The 19,669-nt window shown below is 71.7% G+C and carries 20 protein-coding genes and 1 pseudogene; 7 read left to right on the top strand and 14 right to left on the bottom strand.

Annotated features, from left to right (window positions below):
- Positions 1–14: 14 nt before the first annotated feature.
- Both E0H26_RS09975 and metF read right to left on the bottom strand, forming a co-directional pair.
- Positions 15–704 carry a CDP-alcohol phosphatidyltransferase family protein gene (locus E0H26_RS09975; RefSeq protein WP_131303295.1) on the bottom strand — a complete coding sequence of 230 codons (690 nt, stop codon included), beginning with the start codon at positions 702–704 and terminating at the stop codon, positions 15–17.
- Positions 705–747: 43 nt separating this feature from the next.
- On the bottom strand, positions 748–1,665 hold the full coding sequence (metF, locus tag E0H26_RS09970; RefSeq protein ID WP_131303294.1) for a methylenetetrahydrofolate reductase [NAD(P)H]: 918 nt from the start codon (positions 1,663–1,665) through the stop codon (positions 748–750).
- Positions 1,666–1,883: 218 nt separating this feature from the next.
- Here metF and E0H26_RS29550 point away from each other — a divergent pair, with 218 nt between their 5' ends.
- Together E0H26_RS29550 and E0H26_RS09960 are read left to right on the top strand one after the other, a co-directional pair.
- Complete coding sequence (locus E0H26_RS29550; protein ID WP_206025000.1) at positions 1,884–2,357, top strand: helix-turn-helix domain-containing protein; 474 nt, start codon at positions 1,884–1,886, stop codon at positions 2,355–2,357.
- A 9-nt stretch (positions 2,358–2,366) separates the two neighbouring features.
- Positions 2,367–3,449 (top strand): polyprenyl synthetase family protein, encoded by a 1,083-nt coding sequence (locus E0H26_RS09960; protein WP_131303293.1) that lies wholly within the window; start codon positions 2,367–2,369, stop codon positions 3,447–3,449.
- A 149-nt stretch (positions 3,450–3,598) separates the two neighbouring features.
- On the opposite strand, the gene E0H26_RS09955 is transcribed toward E0H26_RS09960, so the two are convergent.
- Positions 3,599–3,982 carry an Rv2175c family DNA-binding protein gene (locus E0H26_RS09955; protein ID WP_420812815.1) on the bottom strand — a complete coding sequence of 128 codons (384 nt, stop codon included), beginning with the start codon at positions 3,980–3,982 and terminating at the stop codon, positions 3,599–3,601.
- A gap of 230 nt (positions 3,983–4,212) precedes the next feature.
- Here E0H26_RS09955 and pknB point away from each other — a divergent pair, with 230 nt between their 5' ends.
- Entirely contained in the window at positions 4,213–6,201 is a 1,989-nt protein-coding gene (gene pknB / locus E0H26_RS09950) for a Stk1 family PASTA domain-containing Ser/Thr kinase (RefSeq protein ID WP_131303291.1), read from the top strand.
- Positions 6,201–7,073 carry a deoxyribonuclease IV gene (locus tag E0H26_RS09945; protein WP_131303290.1) on the top strand — a complete coding sequence of 291 codons (873 nt, stop codon included), beginning with the start codon at positions 6,201–6,203 and terminating at the stop codon, positions 7,071–7,073. Before pknB ends, E0H26_RS09945 begins: the two co-directional genes overlap by 1 nt.
- 204 nt (positions 7,074–7,277) lie before the next feature.
- On the opposite strand, the gene E0H26_RS09940 is transcribed toward E0H26_RS09945, so the two are convergent.
- The 4 genes from E0H26_RS09940 to E0H26_RS09920 all read right to left on the bottom strand — a co-directional run bounded on the left by E0H26_RS09940 (position 7,278) and on the right by E0H26_RS09920 (position 12,480).
- Positions 7,278–8,300, bottom strand: a complete 1,023-nt coding sequence (locus tag E0H26_RS09940) for a threonine aldolase family protein (RefSeq protein WP_131303289.1) — start codon at positions 8,298–8,300, stop codon at positions 7,278–7,280.
- Positions 8,301–8,548: 248 nt separating this feature from the next.
- Positions 8,549–9,955, bottom strand: a complete 1,407-nt coding sequence (locus E0H26_RS09930; RefSeq protein WP_131303288.1) for a class II 3-deoxy-7-phosphoheptulonate synthase — start codon at positions 9,953–9,955, stop codon at positions 8,549–8,551.
- Between the two features lie 136 nt (positions 9,956–10,091).
- Entirely contained in the window at positions 10,092–10,550 is a 459-nt protein-coding gene (locus tag E0H26_RS09925; protein ID WP_131303477.1) for a hypothetical protein, read from the bottom strand.
- Between the two features lie 310 nt (positions 10,551–10,860).
- Entirely contained in the window at positions 10,861–12,480 is a 1,620-nt protein-coding gene (locus E0H26_RS09920; RefSeq protein ID WP_131303287.1) for a glycosyl hydrolase family 18 protein, read from the bottom strand.
- A 205-nt stretch (positions 12,481–12,685) separates the two neighbouring features.
- Between E0H26_RS09920 and E0H26_RS09915 the strand changes: the two genes are divergently transcribed.
- Together E0H26_RS09915 and E0H26_RS09910 are read left to right on the top strand one after the other, a co-directional pair.
- The gene (locus tag E0H26_RS09915) at positions 12,686–13,171 is read left to right on the top strand and encodes a glutathione peroxidase (protein ID WP_131303286.1); all 486 of its coding nucleotides are present in this window, start codon (positions 12,686–12,688) and stop codon (positions 13,169–13,171) included.
- 121 nt (positions 13,172–13,292) lie between these two features.
- A pseudogene (locus tag E0H26_RS09910) lies at positions 13,293–13,982 on the top strand (NADPH-dependent F420 reductase); the annotation flags it as partial.
- A gap of 57 nt (positions 13,983–14,039) precedes the next feature.
- Here E0H26_RS09910 and E0H26_RS09905 read toward each other — a convergent pair.
- The 6 genes from E0H26_RS09905 to E0H26_RS09880 all read right to left on the bottom strand — a co-directional run bounded on the left by E0H26_RS09905 (position 14,040) and on the right by E0H26_RS09880 (position 18,361).
- Positions 14,040–14,606 carry a GNAT family N-acetyltransferase gene (locus E0H26_RS09905; protein ID WP_131303284.1) on the bottom strand — a complete coding sequence of 189 codons (567 nt, stop codon included), beginning with the start codon at positions 14,604–14,606 and terminating at the stop codon, positions 14,040–14,042.
- Between the two features lie 104 nt (positions 14,607–14,710).
- Positions 14,711–15,079: a DUF2203 domain-containing protein gene (locus E0H26_RS09900; RefSeq protein ID WP_240742092.1), complete on the bottom strand. Its 369-nt coding sequence runs from the start codon at positions 15,077–15,079 to the stop codon at positions 14,711–14,713.
- A gap of 127 nt (positions 15,080–15,206) precedes the next feature.
- Positions 15,207–16,025, bottom strand: a complete 819-nt coding sequence (gene proC, locus E0H26_RS09895; protein ID WP_131303283.1) for a pyrroline-5-carboxylate reductase — start codon at positions 16,023–16,025, stop codon at positions 15,207–15,209.
- A 69-nt stretch (positions 16,026–16,094) separates the two neighbouring features.
- Positions 16,095–17,123 carry a 6-phosphofructokinase gene (locus E0H26_RS09890; protein WP_131303282.1) on the bottom strand — a complete coding sequence of 343 codons (1,029 nt, stop codon included), beginning with the start codon at positions 17,121–17,123 and terminating at the stop codon, positions 16,095–16,097.
- A gap of 157 nt (positions 17,124–17,280) precedes the next feature.
- Positions 17,281–17,784: a pyridoxamine 5'-phosphate oxidase family protein gene (locus E0H26_RS09885; protein ID WP_131303281.1), complete on the bottom strand. Its 504-nt coding sequence runs from the start codon at positions 17,782–17,784 to the stop codon at positions 17,281–17,283.
- Positions 17,785–17,863: 79 nt separating this feature from the next.
- Positions 17,864–18,361: a polyadenylate-specific 3'-exoribonuclease AS gene (locus E0H26_RS09880; RefSeq protein ID WP_131303280.1), complete on the bottom strand. Its 498-nt coding sequence runs from the start codon at positions 18,359–18,361 to the stop codon at positions 17,864–17,866.
- 261 nt (positions 18,362–18,622) lie between these two features.
- Between E0H26_RS09880 and E0H26_RS09875 the strand changes: the two genes are divergently transcribed.
- Entirely contained in the window at positions 18,623–19,315 is a 693-nt protein-coding gene (locus tag E0H26_RS09875; protein WP_131303279.1) for a Crp/Fnr family transcriptional regulator, read from the top strand.
- Positions 19,316–19,393: 78 nt separating this feature from the next.
- On the opposite strand, the gene E0H26_RS09870 is transcribed toward E0H26_RS09875, so the two are convergent.
- A complete protein-coding gene (locus tag E0H26_RS09870; RefSeq protein ID WP_240742091.1) occupies positions 19,394–19,591 on the bottom strand; it encodes a hypothetical protein in 198 nt (65 codons plus the stop codon).
- Between the last annotated feature and the right edge of the window lie 78 nt (positions 19,592–19,669).

The following is a 19,669-nucleotide window of genomic DNA, read 5'->3' as shown; positions in this document are numbered from 1 at the left end:
CGGGGGTGCGGCGGTCAGCCGGCGTCGATCAGCGCCCGGCGGACGGCGGAGAGCAACTGCCCCAACCCGAAGGCGGCCAGCAGCACCCACACCGCGGTCGCCATGGTGATGGTGCCGGCGGCCAGATCCGGCTGGATCAACCCGGTCAGGCCGGCCAACAGCAGTCCCGCCACGGCCACGCAGACCCGGGTGGGCCGCTCCCCCACCGTCACCGCGCCGATCTCCCGCATCCCGGCGGCGACCGCGCGGGCCCGCACGTACTCGTGCAGCCAGGACAGCGCACCGGCCGCGGCGACCAGCGCACCCGGCGCGCCGACCAGCCAGAACGCCACCAGCCAGGCGGCCTCACCGAGCCGGTCGGCCAGCGAGTCGTAGACGTAGCCGAGGCGCGTCGTCCGGCCGGTGGCCACCGCCACCGCCCCGTCGACGCTGTCGGCCACCGAGGCGAGCAGCACGAACAGGGCACCGAGGAACGGCCCGTCGCCCGGCCGGACCGCGAACAACGGTACGCAGAGGCAGAGCAGCACGCCGACCACCGTCACCGCGGTCGGGCCGACCCGTAGCCGGCCCAGCAGGAACCCGAGGTGGTACGACAAGCGCAGCCAGCCGCGTACCACCGGAGTGGCGGCCCGGGGGTCGAACCCACCGTGCAGCCGGGCCCACGCGGTGGCGTACTCGTTCCAGTTCAGCTGTCTGCCCACCACGGTTCAACCGTCGCGGCGGCGCTGAGGTGTCGCGCCGGTGGCCTCACGTCCGGGCGCCCACCCGCAGGTTCTGCCAGATCTCCCGGGTCGCGGTGGACCGGTTGAAGGTGATGAAGTGGATGCCCGGCACGCCCTCGTCGAGCAGCCGCTGGCACATCTCGCTGGTCTGCTCGATACCGAGCCGGCGGACCGCCTCCGGATCGTCGGCGACCCGCTCGAAGCGCGCGGCCAGGGCCGGCGGGAACGGTGCCCCGGACAGCTGCACCGACCGTTCGATCGTGCCGATCCGGGTCACCGGCATCACCCCGGCCAGGATCGGGGTGTCGCAGCCCGCGGCGGCCACCCGGTCGCGCAGGCGGAGGTACTCGTCGGCGTCGAAGAACATCTGGGTGATCGCGAACGCGGCACCGGCCCGACACTTGCGGACGAAGTACTCGGTGTCGGTGGCGACGTCCGGCGAACGCGGATGCCGGTACGGGAAGGCGGCCACGCCGACGCTGAAGTCGCCGGAGCGGCGCACCAGGCGGACCAGGTCCTCGGCGTAGTCGACGCCCTCGGGGTGACGAATCCACTCGCCGGTCGGGTCGCCGGGCGGGTCACCCCGCACCGCCAGCACGTTGCGCACCCCGGCACCGGCCAGCCGCCCGATCACGTGCCGCAGCTCGGCCACCGAGTGGTTGACCGCGGTCAGGTGGGCCATCGGCAACAGGGTGGTCTCGGTGGCCACCCGTTCGGTGACCGCGACCGTGGTGTCCCGGGTCGACCCGCCGGCACCGTAGGTGATCGAGACGAAGGAGGGTTGGAGCGGCTCCAGCTCGCGGATGGCCTGCCAGAGCTGCCGCTCCCCCTGCTCCGTCTTGGGGGGCATGAACTCGAAGGAGAAGGTCGGCTGGCAGTCACGGACCAGCTCCCCGATCGCCGGTTGCGGATTCGGGAGGACCGAGGGTAGACCGAGCGCCACGCACCGACTCTAGCCGGCCACGGCGCCCACCCCCAGCACCTTCCCACAGGTAAGGACCGGTGCCGGGCGGCCGCCGGGAAACGTCGGACCCCTGGGATATCTCTGGATCCAGCGCGGGTGTGGTCGACGATCGCACGGGGGACCGCGCGGGGGTCACGCTCCACCGGTGGCGGTCCAGTCCGGACCGGCCACCGTACGCGCCGACCCCCGGAGGACCGATGCCCCCGCACCCGCCCGACCCGCTGTCCGGGCCGCTGCTGACCCGGTTACGGCTCGCCCGGGGATGGAGCCAGTCCCGACTCGCCGCCGAGTTGTGCGCCGCCGCCGGCGTACCGACGCTCAGTCGGCACGAGGTTTCCCGGTGGGAGCGACAGCGGCGGATCCCCGGACGCTTCTGGCACGCCTGGCTGGCCACGGTCCTCGACCCGCCCGCCTGCTCGCCGGAGGGCCTCTCCACCGACCCGCCGGCCGCCCCAGCGGTCGCCTCGCCGATCGACCCGCCAGCCGGCCGCGCGGCCGACCCAGCGACCGAGCCGCCGGCCGACCTTACGGCCGGTCCGGTGGCAGGAGGTCGGGGTCGCCGGGCCGGTCGCTGCCGGCCGGCTCCGGCGCGCCCACCGGTACGCCGTACCGGACGGGCCACGACGCGCCGGGACGCGGGTGGGTCAGCGCGCCGCGACCTGACCCATTAGCGTCGGGACGTGACCCACGCTGCTCCTGTATCCCCCGTTGACCGGGCCGGACTTCGCCAACGGGTGGATCAGGCCCTGTCCGACTTCCTCGCCGGGCGCCGGTTGTGGATGGCCGACGTCGATGACGCCCTGGCGCCGGTCGCCGAGGCGATCGAGGCGTTCGTGCTGGGCGGCGGCAAGCGGCTCCGGCCCGCCTTCGCCTACTGGGGATACCGAGGTGCTGGCGGGGTGGACACCGACGCGGTGGTGACCGCCCTCGCCGCGCTGGAGTTCGTCCAGGCCAGCGCCCTGATCCACGACGATCTGATGGACCGTTCGGACACCCGGCGCGGCGAGCCGGCGATGCATCGCCGGTTCGCCGCCCAGCACCGCACGGCCGGTTGGGGTGGCAACCCCGACGGCTTCGGCGACGCGGCGGCCATCCTGCTGGGTGACCTGTGCCTGGTCTGGTCCGACGAGTTGCTGCACTCCGCCGGGCTGGACCCCCGCGCGGTGGCCCGGGCCCGGCCGGACTTCGACGAGATGCGTACCGAGGTCACCGTCGGGCAGTACCTCGACGTGGTGACCCAGGCCACCGGGGACACCTCCCTGGAGCGGGCCAGCAAGGTGGCCCGGTACAAGTCGGCGAAGTACACCGTCGAGCGGCCGTTGCTGCTCGGCGCGGCGCTGGCCGACGCCCCCGCCGACGTACGGGTCGCCTACTCGGCGTACGGGCTTCCGCTGGGCGAGGCGTTCCAACTGCGTGACGACGTGTTGGGGGTCTTCGGTGATCCCGCCCAGACGGGCAAGCCGGCCGGCGACGACCTACGCGAGGGCAAGCGGACGTACCTGGTGGCGGCGGCCCTGGAGGCGGCCGACGACACGGATCGGGCGCTGCTGCTCGCCGGCCTCGGCGACCCGAACCTGGACGCGGTCGGAGTGGCCCGACTGCGGGACCTGATCACCGCCACCGGGGCGCTGGCCCGCACCGAACAGCGCATCGTCACGCTCACCGACGCCGCGCTCGCCGCGTTGACCGCAGTCGACCTGGACACCGAGGCCCGCCAGGCCCTCGTCGACCTAGCCATCGCCGCCACCCGCCGCGCCGACTAACCACCCCCCACCCGCACCCCTCGCCCCCTCGCGCCCGCACCCCTCGCCTCGCCTCGCCTCGCCGATCTTGCACTTCCGGTCGCCGTAATGGGTTTTTTCGCCTGATTCGTGGAGGCAGGAAGTGCAAGATCGCGACGGTGGGGGGTGGGTTAGAAGCCGAGGGCTTGGGCGCGGCGCTTGATTTCGCGGGCCTGGTCGCCGCCGAGGGCGGTGGCAGGGGTGCCGCCGGGCAGTGTGTCGTCGGGCTCGTACAGCCAGCGCAGCGCCGCCTCGTCGTCGTAGCCGGCGTCGGCCAGCAGGTTCAGCACGCCAGGCAGGTGCTTGAGTACGGTGGGGTTGGCCACCAGGTCGGCCGGGATCCGACGGATGCCGTCGCGGCGTACCGCGATCAGTTCCCGGTCCCGGATCTTCTGGTGGACCTTGCTGATCGGCAGGTCGAGCCGCTCGGCGACGTCAGGCAGGGTCAGCCAGTCCGTCGGCTCGGCGGGGGCGGTCCCGGGCACAGCGCCATCGGTAGGTACGGAGTCGGTCACTCGACCACCCTGCCACGTCCTCCCAGCAGCGGGTCAACAGCCTCCCGGCCGCGGGTCAACAGCCTCCCGGCGGCGGGCCAACAGTCTTCTGGCAGGCGGGTCAACGGCCTCCCGGCCGCCACGCGACCAGGGTCGACCACCATCGGTGAGCACGCGACGGACCCGCAAATGTCCGCGCGGCGGTAGCATCCTGTTCAACCTTCATCCCCCGACACATAGACTCCCTGCCGATGGACACACAGGTCGCCGACACGTTGCTGGGCTCGCTGATCGACGGGCGCTACCGCATCCGCGGTCGCGTGGCCCGTGGCGGCATGGCGACCGTGTACACCGCCACCGACGAGCGACTCGAACGCACCGTGGCGGTCAAACTCATCCACTCCACCCAGAGCCAGCCGGGTCGCGCCGGCCTGGCCGGCTTCGTCGACCGGTTCACCGACGAGGCCAAGACGATCGCCCGGCTGACCCACCCCAACGTGGTGGCGGTCTACGACCAGGGCACCCACGCCGGGATGCCGTACCTGGTCATGGAGTACGTACGTGGGCGCACCCTGCGCGAGGTGCTGACCGAGCGCCGCCGACTCAACCCGGACGAGGCGCTGGCCATCACCGAGCAGATGCTCGCCGCGCTCGCCGCCGCGCACCGGGCCGGCCTGGTGCACCGCGACGTCAAGCCGGAGAACGTGCTCGTCGCCGAGGCACCGAGCGGCGGACCGGCCAACCTGGTCGACAGCGTCGTGAAGGTCACCGACTTCGGGCTGGCCCGTGCCGTCGAGGCGAGCACCGACCACGACAGCGGCAACCAACTGATGGCCACCGTCGCGTACGTGGCCCCGGAGCTGGTCAGCAACGGCCGGGCCGACGCCCGGACGGACGTCTACTCCACCGGCATCGTGCTGTTCGAGATGCTCACCGGCCGGGTGCCGTACGACGGCGACCGGCCGATCGACATCGCCTGGCAGCACGTCGACCGGGACGTCCCCGCGCCGTCGACCCTGGTGCCCGGCCTGCCGAAGGTGCTCGACGACCTGGTCGCCCGAGCCACCCGGCGGGATCCCGCCGGCCGGCCCGCCGACGCCGGCACCCTGCTGGCCGAGGTGCAGGTGGCGCGGGAAGGGCTCGGCAACCCGAACACCCAGACCGCCATGCTGTCCGCCGTGGCTGACGGTCCGGCGCTCGCCCAGCCGACCATGGTGGTGGCGACGGTCCGTCCCGCCGAGCGCCCGACCTGGGCCCGACTGCCGGAGGGTGGCGGAGCCACCCGGGGCCGCCGTCGGGCGGTTCCGGACGGCGACGAGAGCCTGGGGTCCCGGCTGGCCGGGTTGCGTACCCGCCTGCTGGGCGAGTCCAGCGGACGCCTCGCCGTCGCCGCCGTGGTGGTGGTCCTCGGCCTGGTCGCCGCCCTCGGCGGTTGGTGGTTCGGGGTGGGCCGGTACACCGACGCGCCGCAGTTGGTCAGCATGACCAAGGCCCAGGCGGAGGCGCAGGCGGCGCAGGGCGGCTTCACCCTGCGGTACGCCGACCCCCGCCACGACGAGCAGATTCCGCGCGACGGCGTGCTGACGCAGCAGCCGGCCGCCACCGACCGGATCCTCAAGGGCGGCACGATCACCCTGACCCTGTCACTGGGCCCGGCCAAGTTCCCGATGCCCGACGTGGTGGGCAAGGAGTTCGACCTGGCTGAGGCCGACCTGGTCAGCGCCCAACTCGAAGTCGTCAAGGGCACCGCCCGGTACGACGACGGGCTGCCCGAAGGTGTGGTCGTGGCCACCAAGCCGGAGGCGGGCAAGGAAGTCAAGCCGGGCGACGAGATCACCGTCATCCTGAGCAAGGGGCGCGCCCCGGTCACCGTGCCGAACCTGGTCGGCAAGAACCTCAACGAGGCCCGCAACCAGATCGCGCAGCTCGGCCTGGTGCTGGTGGAGCCGACCTACAAGCAGTCCGACAAGCCCCGCGACGAGGTGATCGGGCAGAGCCCCGCCGACGGCAGTGGGGTGGAGAAGGGTGCCCAGATCCGGCTCGAGGTCAGCGAAGGTCCACCTCTGGTGACCGTACCCCGGGTCATCGACCTGCCGTGCCAGCAGGCCAAGCAGGTGCTGGAGAGCCAGGGCTTCCCGGTGGCGGTGCAGTTCAACCCGGAGGCGGTGGCCCGGTTCCAGAACCCGAACGAGAACGCCCAGGTGCCGCCGGGCACCCAGGTCACCATCGGATGCTTCTGATGGCGGCCACGGACCCCGGTCACCGGCCGATCGGCTCACACACGCCCGCCTCGGGTGGGCTGGCGAAGGCCGCCCTGCCGTACCTCGACGCCGCCGGCTCCGAGGTGGCGCAGGTCTACGTCGGCAACTCCCGGGGCTGGGCGATGCCGGCCGGCGACCCGGCACAGGACGCCCTGTTCCGCGACGGCTGCGCCGAACGGGGCGTCGCCGCCTACATCCACGCGTCGCTGCTGGTCAACCTGGGCTCGCCGACCGAGGCCACGGTCGAACGGTCGGTGCTGACCCTGGCCCACGCGCTACGCCGGGGCGCCGCGATCGGCGCCCGCGCGGTGGTGTTCCACGCCGGTAGCGCGGTGGACGCCGGGCACGCCGAGGCGGCCATGCGGCAGGTACGCGAATCCCTGCTGCCGCTGTTGGACTCGGCCGCCGCCAGCAACGGGCCGATGCTGCTGGTCGAGCCGAGCGCGGGTGGTGGCCGGTCGTTGGCCTGCCGGGTGGAGCAGCTCGGCCCCTACCTGGACGCGGTGGACCGACACCCCTGGCTGGGCGTCTGCTTCGACACCTGCCACGCCTGGGCCGCCGGACACGACCTGGCCGCCGAGGGCGGCATGACCGAGACGCTGGACACGCTGGTGGCCACCGTCGGCGCGGACCGGCTACGCCTGGTGCACGCCAACGACTCGAAGGACCTGTGCGGTTCCACCCGCGACCGGCACGAGAACATCGGCAAGGGCAGCATCGGGGAGCCCGCCTTCGCCGAGCTGATGCGCCATCCCGCCACCGCTGGCGTACCCATCCTGGTGGAGACCCCCACCGACCGGCACGAGGGCCACGCCGCCGACATAGCCACCCTCCGCCGCCTCCTCCCCTAACACCACCCCTCCCCCGCAATCTCGTGCCCCCGCGCACCCGCGCACCCGCGCACCCGCGCACCCGCGCACCCGCGCACCCGCGCACCCGCGATCTTGCGCTTTGGGTCGCCCTTTCGGGAGTTTTGAGGCTTATGCGGCGACAGAAAGTGCAAGATCGCGCGGGACGTGAGGCGGGGACGTGGGGAGGCGGGGTGGAGGGGGCGGTTAGGTGCGGAGGATGTGGGGGAGGATGGTGGCGGCCTGGTCGACTGCCGCGTCGGTGACGTCCATGTGGGTGACCAGGCGGGCGGTGCGGGGGCCGAGCACCGAGATGAGTACGCCCTCGGCGCGGGCCGCCGCAGCGAGGGTGGGTGCGTCCATCGGCGCCTTGGTCAGGTCGAGCGGGACCAGGTTGGTGCGTACCGGCCCAGCCAGCACCCCGAACGGGGCGATCGCCTCGGCCAGCCGGTCCGCCTTCGCGTGGTCTTCGGCGAGCCGGTCGATGTGGTGGGCTAGGGCGTACCGTCCGGCGGCGGCCAGGACGCCCGCCTGACGCATGCCGCCACCCATCCGCTTGCGGATCACCCGGGCCCGTTCGATCTTGTCGGCGGCACCGACCACCAGTGAGCCGACCGGTGCGCCGAGTCCCTTGGAGAGGCAGACCGACAGCGTGTCGAACAGCGCCCCGTAGCTGGCCAGTGGCACCCCGTCGGCGACGTGCGCGTGCCAGATCCGGGCCCCGTCGCAGTGCAACGCCACCTGCGCCTCGTCGGCGACCCGGCGCAACTGGCGCAAGGTGTCCAGGGGGATCACCCCGCCACCGCTGCGGTTGTGGGTCTGCTCCACGGCGATCGCCCGGGTGGGCACCGCCCAGTAGCCGTCGGGACGGATCATGCCGGCGACCACGTCGGGGTCCACGTCCGCGCCCACCGCCGACCAGGTCCGCGAGGTGATTCCGCCGTACGCGGCGGCAGCCCCCATCTCGTACGTGATCACGTGGGCGTCGGCGTCGCAGAGCAGTTCCGCACCCGGCGGCACCAGCAGTTGCAGGGCGACCTGGTTGGCCATCGAGCCGGTCGGGCAGAACAGTGCCGCCTCGTGGCCGAACAGCGCGGCGACCTCGGCCTCCAGGGCATTGACCGTCGGGTCCTCGCCGTAGACGTCGTCGCCGACCTCGGCGGCGGCCATCGCCGCCCGCATCCCGGCGGTGGGCCGGGTCACCGTATCCGAACGCAGATCGATCGACATGTCTCGCTCCATCGGGTCAACCACTGTCATCCTCACGCCCGCCGCCTACGCGGCTGGCAAGCACACCCCGCACGTCAGCCACCGTGATCCTCACGGCCGCCGACTGCGAGGGTGGCAAGCTCACTCCTCGCGTCAGCCACCATGATCCTCACGGCCGCCGACTGCGAGGGTGGCAAGCTCACTCCTCGCGTCAGCCACCATGATCCTCACGGCCGCCGACTGCGGGGCTCGCAAGCTCACTCCTCGCGTCAGCCACGGAGCATCTCCGCCACGAGGAAGGCCAGTTCCAGCGACTGCTGGGTGTTCAGCCGCGGGTCGCAGGCGGTCTCGTACCGGTCCGGCAGGTCGAGGTCGGCGATGCCCTGGGCGCCGCCGAGGCACTCGGTGACATCCTCACCGGTCAGCTCGACGTGCAGGCCGCCGGGGTGGGTCTCCAGGCTCCGGTGCACCTCGAAGTAGCCCAGTACCTCGTCGACGATCCGGTCGAAGTGGCGGGTCTTGTAGCCGTTGGACGACTCGTGGGTGTTGCCGTGCATCGGGTCGCACTGCCACACCACCTTCGCCCCGGCGGCGGTGACCTTGGCCACGATCGGCGGCAACGCGTCGCGTACCTTGTGGTTGCCCATCCGGCTGATCAAGGTGAGCCGGCCCGGGATGTTGTCCGGGTTCAGCTTCTCGCACAGCTCGATCGCCTCGTCCGGGCTGGTGGTCGGGCCGAGTTTGACCCCGATCGGGTTGGCGATGCGGGAGATGAAGTCGATGTGCGCCCCGTCGATCTGCCGGGTGCGCTCCCCGATCCAGAGGAAGTGCCCGGACAGCCCGTACGCCCGGTTGCCGGAGACCCGGGTCAGCGCCCGGTCGTACTCCAGCGCCAGGGCCTCGTGGGAGCAGTAGAGGGTGACCGTACGCAGCGCGTCGTCGTCGGTCATCCCGCAGGCGCGGATGAAGGCGAGGGCCCGGTCGATCTCGCGGGCGATCGCCTCGTACCGCTCGCCGGCCGGCGAGTTGCGCACGAAGCCCTTGTTCCAGTCGTGCACCGCGTGCAGGTCGGCCAGCCCACCGGCAAGGTAGGCGCGGAGCATGTTCATCGCGGCGGCGGAGTTCGCGTACGCCCGGATCATGCGCTGCGGGTCGGCGGCCCGCGCCTCCGGCGTGGCCTCCAGCGAATTGATCATGTCGCCGCGGTAGGCCGGCAGGCCCCGGGCGTCGGTCGGCAGCGACCGGGGCTTGGTGTACTGCCCGGCGACCCGGGCCACCTTCACCACCGGCAGCGACGCGCCGTAGGTGAGCACGATCGCCATCTGGAGCAGCGTACGAGCGTTGGCCAGCAGGTGACTCTCGGTGTTGTCGGCGAAGGTCTCCGCGCAGTCGCCACCCTGCAACAGGAACGCCTTACCCTCGCAGACCAGCGCGAGACGCTGGCGCAACTGGTCGACCTCGTACGGGGCGACCACCGAGGGGACCGTGTCGAGCACCTTGCAGACCTCGGCGACCTGGGCCTGGTCCGACCAGGGTGGGGTCTGGGCGCGGGGCAGTTCCCGCCAGCGGTCCAGGCCAAGGGCCGCGTCCTCGGCGGTGTCGACGGTCGGGCGGCTGGTCTGCAGCACCGGGCTGCCCACCGCCGGATGACTCAGCTGATGCCACTCATGGCGCATGACATGCAGCGTACGGCGACAGCCGGGCTGCACGGCCAGCGAGGGGCCGGGTTCCGGCAGATGGACGAAAGTGGGCGTCCTCGCAGGTCAGGCGTTGGCGCCGGGCTGCGCCACCGGGAGTTGGTGCCGCCGCAGGTCAGGGCGTCGGCTCCGGCGTCGGCGTCGGCTCCGGCGTCGGGTTGTGCCCACCGGGTCGCTCGCCCGAGATGCACCAGTCGAGCCCGTCGCGGGTGACCGTGAACAGCAGCCGCCGGTCGGCCTCGCGCTTACCCACCGCCACGGTGACCACGGTGCTGACCTCCTGCCCGACCGGGCCGGAGCGGATGTCCGTGATCTCGGTCTGGGCGACCTCGAAGTGGTCGGCGAAGTCGCCGTTCGGCCCGGTGGCCGCCGAGTCGAACGATTCGTGCAGCACCGCGCAGAGTTGGCTACGCCCGGCCGCCACGTCCTTGGCCACCATCGCGTCGAGGTACGCCTGCACCCGCTCGCGGGACTTCGCCAGCGCCTCCTCGGCCGGCGCCCGGCCGGGTTGCTCCGCCGGTTCCTCCTCGCCGCCGATGAGTCCGCAGCCGGCCAGCGCGAACGGCACGATCATGAGCAGGACGAGTGCGGTTGAGCGCCGGTACACCCGCATCGCCACCTCCCCATCCGCGAACACCGAGCCATCCGACCGGCGAGTCTGTCACACCCATCCCCAGGTGCAAGGAAGGGCCCCTTGTTATCACCTTTTGTATAGGAAGGGCCCCCTATTAACACGCGACGCCCCGCGAGGCACCGGATTGTTAATAAGGGGCCCTTGCTCTACCGGAGGCGTTAACAAGGTGCCCTTCCTTACACAGCAGGGCGGACGGGGAGGGGCTGGTGCGGCCCCTCCCCGTCTGGTGGGTGATGCGTCGGCCGTCGGCTCAGCCGAGACCGCCCTTGATGGCGCTGATCAACTCTCCGTTGCTGGTGTCACCGGAAAGTTCCCAGAAGAAGGCGCCACCGAGGCCCTGGTTCTTCGCGTACGTCATCTTGCCGCCGATGGTCGACGGGGTGTCGTAGCTCCACCAGTTGCTACCGCACTTGGCGTACGCCGTGCCGCCGACGGTGCCGGTGGCCGGGCAGGTGTTCTTGAGCACCTTGTAGTCCTCGATGCCCTGCTCGTAGGTGCCCGGAGCGGGGCCGGTCGCGGTACCACCCGCGGTCGTCTGGGTCACCCCGGTCCAGCCCCGACCGTAGAAGCCGATGCCGAGCAGCAGCTTGTTGGCCGGGATGCCCTTGCTCTTGAGCTTCTGGATGGCCGCGTCGGACCAGAAGCCCTGCTGCGGAATGCCGGTGTACGAGTTCAGCGGCGAGTGCGGGGCGGTGGGGCCCTGCGGGGCGAAGGCGCCGAAGTAGTCGTACGTCATCGGCATGATCCAGTTGAGGTTCGCCGCCGCGCCGGCGTAGTCGGTCGCGTCGATCTTGCCGCCGTTGCTGCCGTCGGCGGTGATCGCGGCGGTGACCAGCGCCGACGAGCCGAACCGGCTCCGCAGCGCGCTGATCACGTTCTTGAACGCGTTCGGGCCGCTGGCGTCGCAGGTGAGACCGCAGGCGTTCGGGTACTCCCAGTCGATGTCGATGCCGTCGAAGACGTCCGCCCAACGCGGGTCCTTGACCATGTTGTAGCAGCTCTCGGCGAAGGCGGTCGGGTTCTGCGCGGCCTGGGTGAAGCCGCCGGACCAGGTCCAGCCGCCGATCGAGTAGATCACCTTGAGGTGCGGGTACATCCGCTTGAGCTTGCGCAACTGGTTGAAGTTGCCGCGCAGCGGCTGGTCCCAGGTGTCGGCGACGCCGTCGACGCTCTCCGCCGCGGTGTACGCCTTCTCGTAGTCGGCGTAGCTGTCACCGATGGTGCACCGGCCGCCGGTGGTGTTGCCGAAGGCGTACAGGATGTGGGTGAGTTTCGCCGCCGATCCACTGGTGTGGATGTTGCGGACGTGGTAGTTGCGCTGGTAGACGCCCCACTGGACGAAGTAGCCGACGACCTTGCGGTCGCCGCTGGGCGGCGTGGTGGGCGGCGTCGTGGTCGGCGGGGTGGTCGTCGGTGGCGTGGTCGTGGGCGGGGTGGTGGTCGGCGGCGTGGTGGTCGGCGGGGGCGTGCCACCGCCGCAGGCGGCGCCGTTGATGGTGCAGTTCTGCGGCGCCGCGTACGGGCCGCTGCCGTTGTAACCCCAGCTGAAGGAGGCGCCCGGGGCGAGTGCACCGGCCCAGCTCTTCTTGACGGCCACGACCCGGTTGCCGGTGCGGGTGACGTCGGCGTCCCAGAAGCTGCTGATGTTGGTGCCCGACGGCAGGTCGAACTCGACGCGCCAGGTGCTCAGGCTGGCGCTGGACCCGTTGGTGATGGTGACCCTGGTTTCGTGACCGGTCCCCCAGTCCTGCACCCGGGTGAACGAGGTGGTCACACTTCCGGCGCCGAACGCCGAGGCCATCGGGACCGTGGCGACGGTCACCGCGACCACGGCGCCGACCCAGAGGGCCCGGCGGAGCGATCTCTTCATGTGGCGTCTCCAAACAGTTAGGAAACTTTCCAAAATGTTGAGGAGACGCTACTCACAGGCCACCACTTCGTCAAGATGTCGATGTATCGATTTGCCTGTCCGGGGGAAACCGCCTCACTCGCCGGTCAACGGCCGGTTACCCAACGGTAAGCGGGCCCGCGCGGCGAACCGGCGAGGGCGCGGCGCCCAGCGGTAGCCTCGCCTCATGTCCGTCTTCGACATCCCGATCGACGCCCTCGCCGGTGGCCCGGCCGATCTCGCGCAGTACCGGGGACGCGCCCTACTGGTGGTCAACGTCGCCTCCCGGTGCGGCCTCACCCCGCAGTACGCCGGCCTGCAGGCCCTCCAGGACGAGTACGCCGACCGCGGCCTGGTGGTGCTCGGCGTCCCGTGCAACCAGTTCGCCGGCCAGGAACCGGGCAGCGCCGCGGAGATCAGCGAGTTCTGCCAGGTCAACTACGGAGTCACCTTCCCGCTGACGGAGAAGGTCGAGGTCAACGGGCCGGACCGCCATCCGCTCTACGCGGCCCTGGTGGACACTCCCGACATCGACGGGCACACCGGCGACGTCCGATGGAACTTCGAGAAGTTCCTGATCGCCCCGGACGGCACCGTGGCCGCCCGCTTCGCCCCGACGGTCACCCCCGACGACCCCGCCCTCCGCACCACCGTGGAGAAGACCCTCCCCTGAGCCTCCCGCCCCGCCCTGGACGAGAGCAGGCCGAGAGCGGGCGGAGCGCGGCGGGGAGATGGCGCGGGACGGACCGAAGCGCCGGCCGGGCGAGTAGGTTCGACGTGGGGAGTCCAGTGGGCAGGGGGTTGACGTGTCGGTCGTGGGGTTGATCGGGAGTGGGCACATCGGCGGCACCGTGGCCCGGTTGGCGGTGGCTGCCGGCTACGAGGTGGTGCTGAGCAACTCGCGGGGGCCGGAGACCCTGGCCGGGCTGGTCGACGAGCTGGGACCGGCAGCGAGCGCGGGCACGGTCGACGCGGCGGCCCGCGCCGGGGACCTGGTGGTGGTCACCATCCCCCTCAAGTCGTACCGGTCCGTACCGGCACAGCCACTGGCCGGCAAGGTCGTCATCGACACCAACAACTACTACCCGCAGCGCGACGGCCGCTTTCCCGAACTGGACGAGGGCAGCATCACCAGCAGTGAACTGCTGCAACGCCACCTGCCCGAGGCACGGGTGGTGAAGGCGTTCAACAACATCCACTACAGGCACCTGCTCGCCCTGGCCCGGCCGGGCGGCGCGGCGGACCGCAGCGCGCTGCCGATCGCCGGTGACGACGCCCAGGCCAAGACCGTCGTCACCGCGTTCCTCGACCGGATCGGCTACGACGCGGTGGACGTCGGCGCACTCGCCGACGGTTGGCGGTACCAGCCGGACACCCCGGCCTACGGCCTCATCTACTCGGCCGAGCCGACGAGTTTGGAACGGGAGTCCCCCGGCGACGCCGCGACGCTGCGCGCCGCCCTCGCCAAGGCCGACCAGACCTGACCGGCCCGAGCCTCGACCAGCACCGACCGGGGGCAGCCCGCACCCACCGTGAGCGCTTCAGTCGACTGGCGTACCGGCACGGCGGGCCTGCCACTGCGGGGCCAGCAGCGACCAGATCTCCAGGTCGACCCGCCCGTGCGGGCCCGGTGACACCTCCCGCAGTACGCCGTCGCGGCGCATGCCGAGCCGACGGGCGACCGCGATGCTGCGTTCGTTGCCGGCGAGCACCCGCCACTCGACCCGGTGCAGGCCGCGCTCGTCGACCACCCAGTCGATCAGCCGGCTGACCGCGCGGGTGACCAGGCCACGACCCTCGGCGGCCGGTTCCAGCCAGCAGCCTGCCTCGCAGACGCCCAACTCGGCGTTGAGCGACACGAGCAGCACCCCGCCGACCAGCGTGCCGCCGGACCAGATGCCCCAGATGCCGCCGTCGTCGCGGGCCCACCGGTCGGCGTACCGCTGCAACACGTGCCGCGCCTGGTCCAGGTCGGTGGCCACGAAGGACGGCGACACCCAGGGTGAGATGTTCTCCCGGGCCCGGTCCAGGTTGGCCAGGAACTCCTCGGCGTGCCAGGGGTTGAGGGGACGCAGTTCGGCGTCGGCGGTCAACGGCACGGCGAACATCGGTGTCCTCCGGTGATCGGCATGAGCCGCCGGATGGCGGCGGTCGACGTGGGGCGACAGTCCCGGTAGAGCGCGCGGCAGCTCGGGCTGCGCCGTCCAGGAGATCAGATCGGGCGGCGGCCCGCGAAACCACAGTCGGCCCGGTGGTACCAGCGCACGTCGCTGTCCCCTTCCAGCCAGCACCAGAGCACCGGCCGACCTTCGCGTTCACCGGGGAAGTCGAGCAGCACCGGGGCGATGCTCTTGACCTCGATGCCGGGCTGGCGCAACTCGTCGAGGATCGCGTGCAGCCGGGCCTCCAACGCCTTGACCTCTGGCCGGCCGCCGAGCGCGCTGACCCCGTGGGCGGCCAGGTCGGCCTGCAGTTCGGCCAGGTCGGCCCGGACCCGGATCAGCTCGTCGACACGAGGGTGCAGGGTGGCTACCAGGTACCGGGCCTGGGCGAGTGTGAACACCGCGCCAGTATGCGTCACCGGGGCGCTCCTGGGGAGCCAACGCTGGGCCGGCAGAGCAATGATCGACTCGGGTTGGCGGCATCGCCGGCGGGGAGAAACCGCCGGACGGGCGCGACGAAGTTGGTCATCAGCCGCTCGAAGCCGTTCACTCGGCTTGGGCGGCCAGCTCCCGGGCCCGGTCCCGGGCCGCTTCCAGGGCGGCCAACAGCGCCGCACGTACGCCGTGGTTCTCCAGCTCACGGATGGCGGAGATGGTGGTGCCGGCGGGCGAGGTGACCGCCTCGCGCAGCTTCACCGGGTGCTCGCCGGAGTCCCGCAGCATCACCGCCGAACCGATCGCGGTCTGCACGATCAGGTCGTGCGCCACCTGGCGGGGCAGGCCGAGCAGGATGCCGGCGTCGGTCATCGCCTCCACCAGGAGGTAGAAGTACGCCGGGCCGGAGCCGGACAGGGCGGTCACCGCGTCCTGCTGACTCTCCGGCACCCGGATCGTCGCGCCGAGCGGCTTGAACATCTCCTCGGCCAGCGCCAGGTGCGCCCCGGTGGCGTACGCCCCGGCGGAGATGGCGGTCATCGCCTGGTCCACCAGGGCCGGCGTGTTGGTCATGACCCGGACCACCGGGGTGCCCTCGGGCAGCCGGCGGCTGAAGAAGCTGCTGGGCAGGCCGGCGCAGAGCGAGATGACCAGCTTGCCGGCGGGTACCTTCGGTCCGATCTCGTCCAGCAGCGCGGCCGCGTCCTGCGGCTTGACCGACACGGCCAGCACCTCGGCCGCCTCGACGGCGGCGAGATTGTCCACCACCCGTACGCCGTAGCGGGCGGTCAACTCCTCGGCGCGGGCCGGCCGCCGGGCGGTGGCCAGCAGCCGGTCCACCGGCCAGCCCGAGCGCAGCAGCCCGGACAGCATCAACTCGCCGATCTTGCCCGCGCCGATCACCGCGACGGTGTGCACTGCGGCTGACACCTGACGTACCCCCTCTGGACGCCGGCGTCGCGGCGGACCGGGCGGCCCGCCGCGACGCCGGAATCACGATCAGCTGCCGAAGAAGACCTCGGCCTCGGCGTAGCGCTCCAGCGGCACGGTCTTCAGCTCGCGGGTGGCCTCGGCGAGCGGGACGCGGACGATGTCGGTGCTCTGCATCGCGACCATCTTGCCCCAGTCGCCCTCGTGCGCGGCGTCGATGGCCTGCAGGCCGAGCCGGGTGGCGAGCACCCGGTCGAACGCGGTCGGCGTGCCGCCGCGCTGGATGTGCCCGAGCACGACGGTGCGGGCCTCCTTGCCGGTCTTGGCCTCCAGCTGCTCGGCCAGCCACTGGCCGATGCCACCCAGGCGGACGTGACCGAACGCGTCCAGCTCCTGGTTCTGCAGGACCATCTGGCCCTCCAGCGGCTGGGCGCCCTCGGCGACCACGACGATCGGGGCGTACTGGTGCTGGAAGCGCTTCTCGACGTAGCCGGCGACCTGCTCGACGTCGAAGTTCCGCTCCGGCAGCAGGATCACGTTGGCGCCGCCGGCCAGGCCGGCGTGCAGGGCGATCCAGCCGGCGTGCCGGCCCATCACCTCGACCACCAGGGTGCGGTGGTGGCTCTCGGCGGTGGTGTGCAGCCGGTCGATCGCCTCCATCGCGATGTTGACCGCGGTGTCGAAGCCGAAGGTGTAGTCGGTGGCACCGAGGTCGTTGTCGATGGTCTTCGGCACGCCGATGACGTTGACGCCCAGCTCGTGCAGCTTGGTGGCGACACCGAGGGTGTCCTCGCCGCCGATGGCGATCAGCGCGTCGACGCCCTGCGCGGCCAGGTTCTCCTTGATCCGCTCGACGCCGTTCTCGATCTTGAAGGGGTTGGTCCGCGAGGAGCCGAGGATGGTGCCGCCGCGCGGCAGGATCCCCCGGACCTCCGCGATGCCCAGCGGCCGGGACAGGCCCTCCAGCGGACCCTTCCAACCATCCCGAAAACCTACGAATTCATGGCCGTAGCTGGCGACGCCCTTACGGACCACCGCCCGGATGACCGCGTTGAGACCCGGGCAGTCGCCGCCGCCGGTGAGCACGCCGATACGCATGATCTGCTCATCCTCCTGGGGAGCATCTGGTCAAGCCCGATCAAGCCCCAGGATATGTGTCAGGTCAGACCATCGGCGCCGTTGCCGGCCCGGGGCGGGCCGTCACTGCGACTGTAGTCGGCGCTGGCCCACGCCGGACACGGCGCCCCACTACCGATCAGTAGGCATCATCGCGGAGTTCGCCGGCCCCCGGCGGCTGGCCGCCCGGCACCGCGCCGGCTCCGCCGCCCAGATCCAGCCGGCAGGCACCCGTGTGGTCCCAGCACCGGACGGCGGTGGCGTGCACGGCGACCAGGGTCAGGCCGGCGGTCCGCGGTCCGTCCGGAAACCAGGCGACCAGCCCCGGCTGCCACAGCCGCTGCGCCCGCGCCGGGTCGGGGTCGTCGCGGGCGGTGCCGGACAGCGACACCCGGACCTGCTCGGCCGGGTCGGCGAAGCTCACCTCGACCTCCGGATTGACCCGGAGCTGGCGCACCACCGCCGACCTGGCGTACGCGAAGAACCACAGCTCGCCGTCGAACTCCGTCCGTTGCAGGAGCATCGGCCGACCCACCAGCCGGCCGTCGAGCGAGATCGTGGTGAGCGTGCAACTGCCCGCCGCCCGGATCAGCTCGGCGACCCGCTGCCGGGCCGCTCCGACGGTCATCGCCTCATCACCCATGCTGGCGCTCGCTCATGGCGGTGCTCCCTCGCGTCGGCCCCCTGGGCCGAACCCGTGCCCAGGGCGGAACCCGCCAAACCTACGAACCCGTCATCGCCCGCCACCGGGCCAGGTTGTGCCGGGCGTCGACCAGCGCGTCATGCCGGGCGGCGTCGGCGTTCGGCAACCGGGGTCGCCCTCGGTCGTCCCAGAGCTGCCGCAGTTCCTTGGTGAACCGGGGAATCTCCCGGGGCAACGCCGGCATGGCGCCCCACAGCTGGGCCAGGGCCAGGTGGTCGTACGCGGCGTACCAGGCCCACAGCTCCAGCTCCTCGCCGGGCCGGTCCCGGATCGGCGCCACGAGGAAGTCGTACAACTCGTCGCGGATGCGCTCCCGGGACCGCCAGGCCCGATCGGCCGGGGAGGGCAGCTTGTCCAGCACGTTGCGGCGGACCCAGGGCACTGCCCGGGACGCGTCGAACTCGGTGGAGACCGCGTAGAACTCGCGGCCGTACTCGTCGACGATGCCGATCGACACGAGTTCGACCGTACGGCCGTCCTCGATGAATTCGCAGTCGTAGAAATAGCGGTAGACCATCCCTGCCATCCTCGCCGACGCCGACCCCGCGGTGGCGGGCGGGGCGGGCGACCCGGGAGCGCTTCCAGGGCTCGCGGCACGGCGACATCGCAGCTGAAGCTGTCACAGAAGTGATTTGAGGGGTGTACAGCACGCGACCGGACCGTCATGATCTGATGTGTACCGCTGCCGGACGCCGAACGGGTGTCAGATCGCCTTGTCAGGGGCCGCCAGGCTCACCCGGTGAGCGAGTTGGGTCCTTGACCGGGGAGGGGTGGGGCCGTGGACATGCGCCTGCCGGAGCCGGGCGACGCGCTCACGGGTGTGGAGATGTTCGCCGGGCTGGAGCCCGAGGTACGCCAGCGCGTGATCGCCGCCGCGGTACCCCGGACGTACCGCAAGGGTCAGCTGCTGTTCGTGGAGAACGACCCGGGCGAGTCGCTGATCGTGCTGCGGCGCGGCGCGGTGGCGGTGTTCCGCACGGCGCCGACCGGCGAACGGGCCGTACTGTCGGTGATCCGTCCGCCGGACGTGCTCGGTGAGGTCTCCCTGCTGGACGCCTCCACCCGCTCCGCCTCGGCCGAGGCGATCGAGGACTGCACCGCCCTCGCCCTGTCCCGGGGCGCCTTCATGGAGCTGGTCCACTCGAACCCGCGCATCCTCGACGCGGTGATGCGCTCCCTCGGTGCGCTCATCCGCCGCCTGACCGAGCAGAACGCCGACCATGTCTTCCTCGACCTGCCCGGCCGGGTCGCCAAGACGCTGGTCCGGCTCGCCGGCGAGAGCCAGGCACCGATGATCACCATCGAGCTGAACCAGAGCCAACTCGCGGAGATGGCCGGCGGTTCCCGGCAGAGCGTGAACCAGGCGATCGGGTCGTTCGCCAACCGGGGTTGGCTGCGCACCGAGGGGCGCCGGATCGTGGTCACCGACGTACCGGCGCTGCGTCGCCGGGCCGGCATGAACGATCGCTGACCAGCCGGTACGCGCACTGAGCTGACAACGGGCGGGGCCGGGGACGTCGTCCCCGGCCCCGCCCGCGCTGTTATCCGGTCAGGGCTTGGTGCTGCCCGGGCCGGCCCAGTCCGTGCCACCCGGCCCGGCCCAGTCCGTACCGTCCTTGCCTCCACCCGGCACCTCGCCGACGATCCCCTGCGCCTGCAGCAGGGCAAGGGTCGCGGCGTCCACATCCACCGAATCTCCGGCCAGATGGGTGACCCCGTTACCGTCGGTCCAGTCACTCTTCAACATGACGTACACCATGAGCTGTCCCCCTGATCAGCGGTCAACGAATCGGCTGCATGAATCTAGCCGTTGCGCAACGCGCTG

The sequence above is a fragment of the Micromonospora zingiberis genome, from assembly GCF_004331455.1.
In the GTDB taxonomy this organism is placed as follows: domain Bacteria; phylum Actinomycetota; class Actinomycetes; order Mycobacteriales; family Micromonosporaceae; genus Micromonospora; species Micromonospora zingiberis.
The sequence above is the reverse complement of the archived record's forward strand: the minus strand, read 5'-3'. Positions and strand labels throughout refer to the sequence as shown.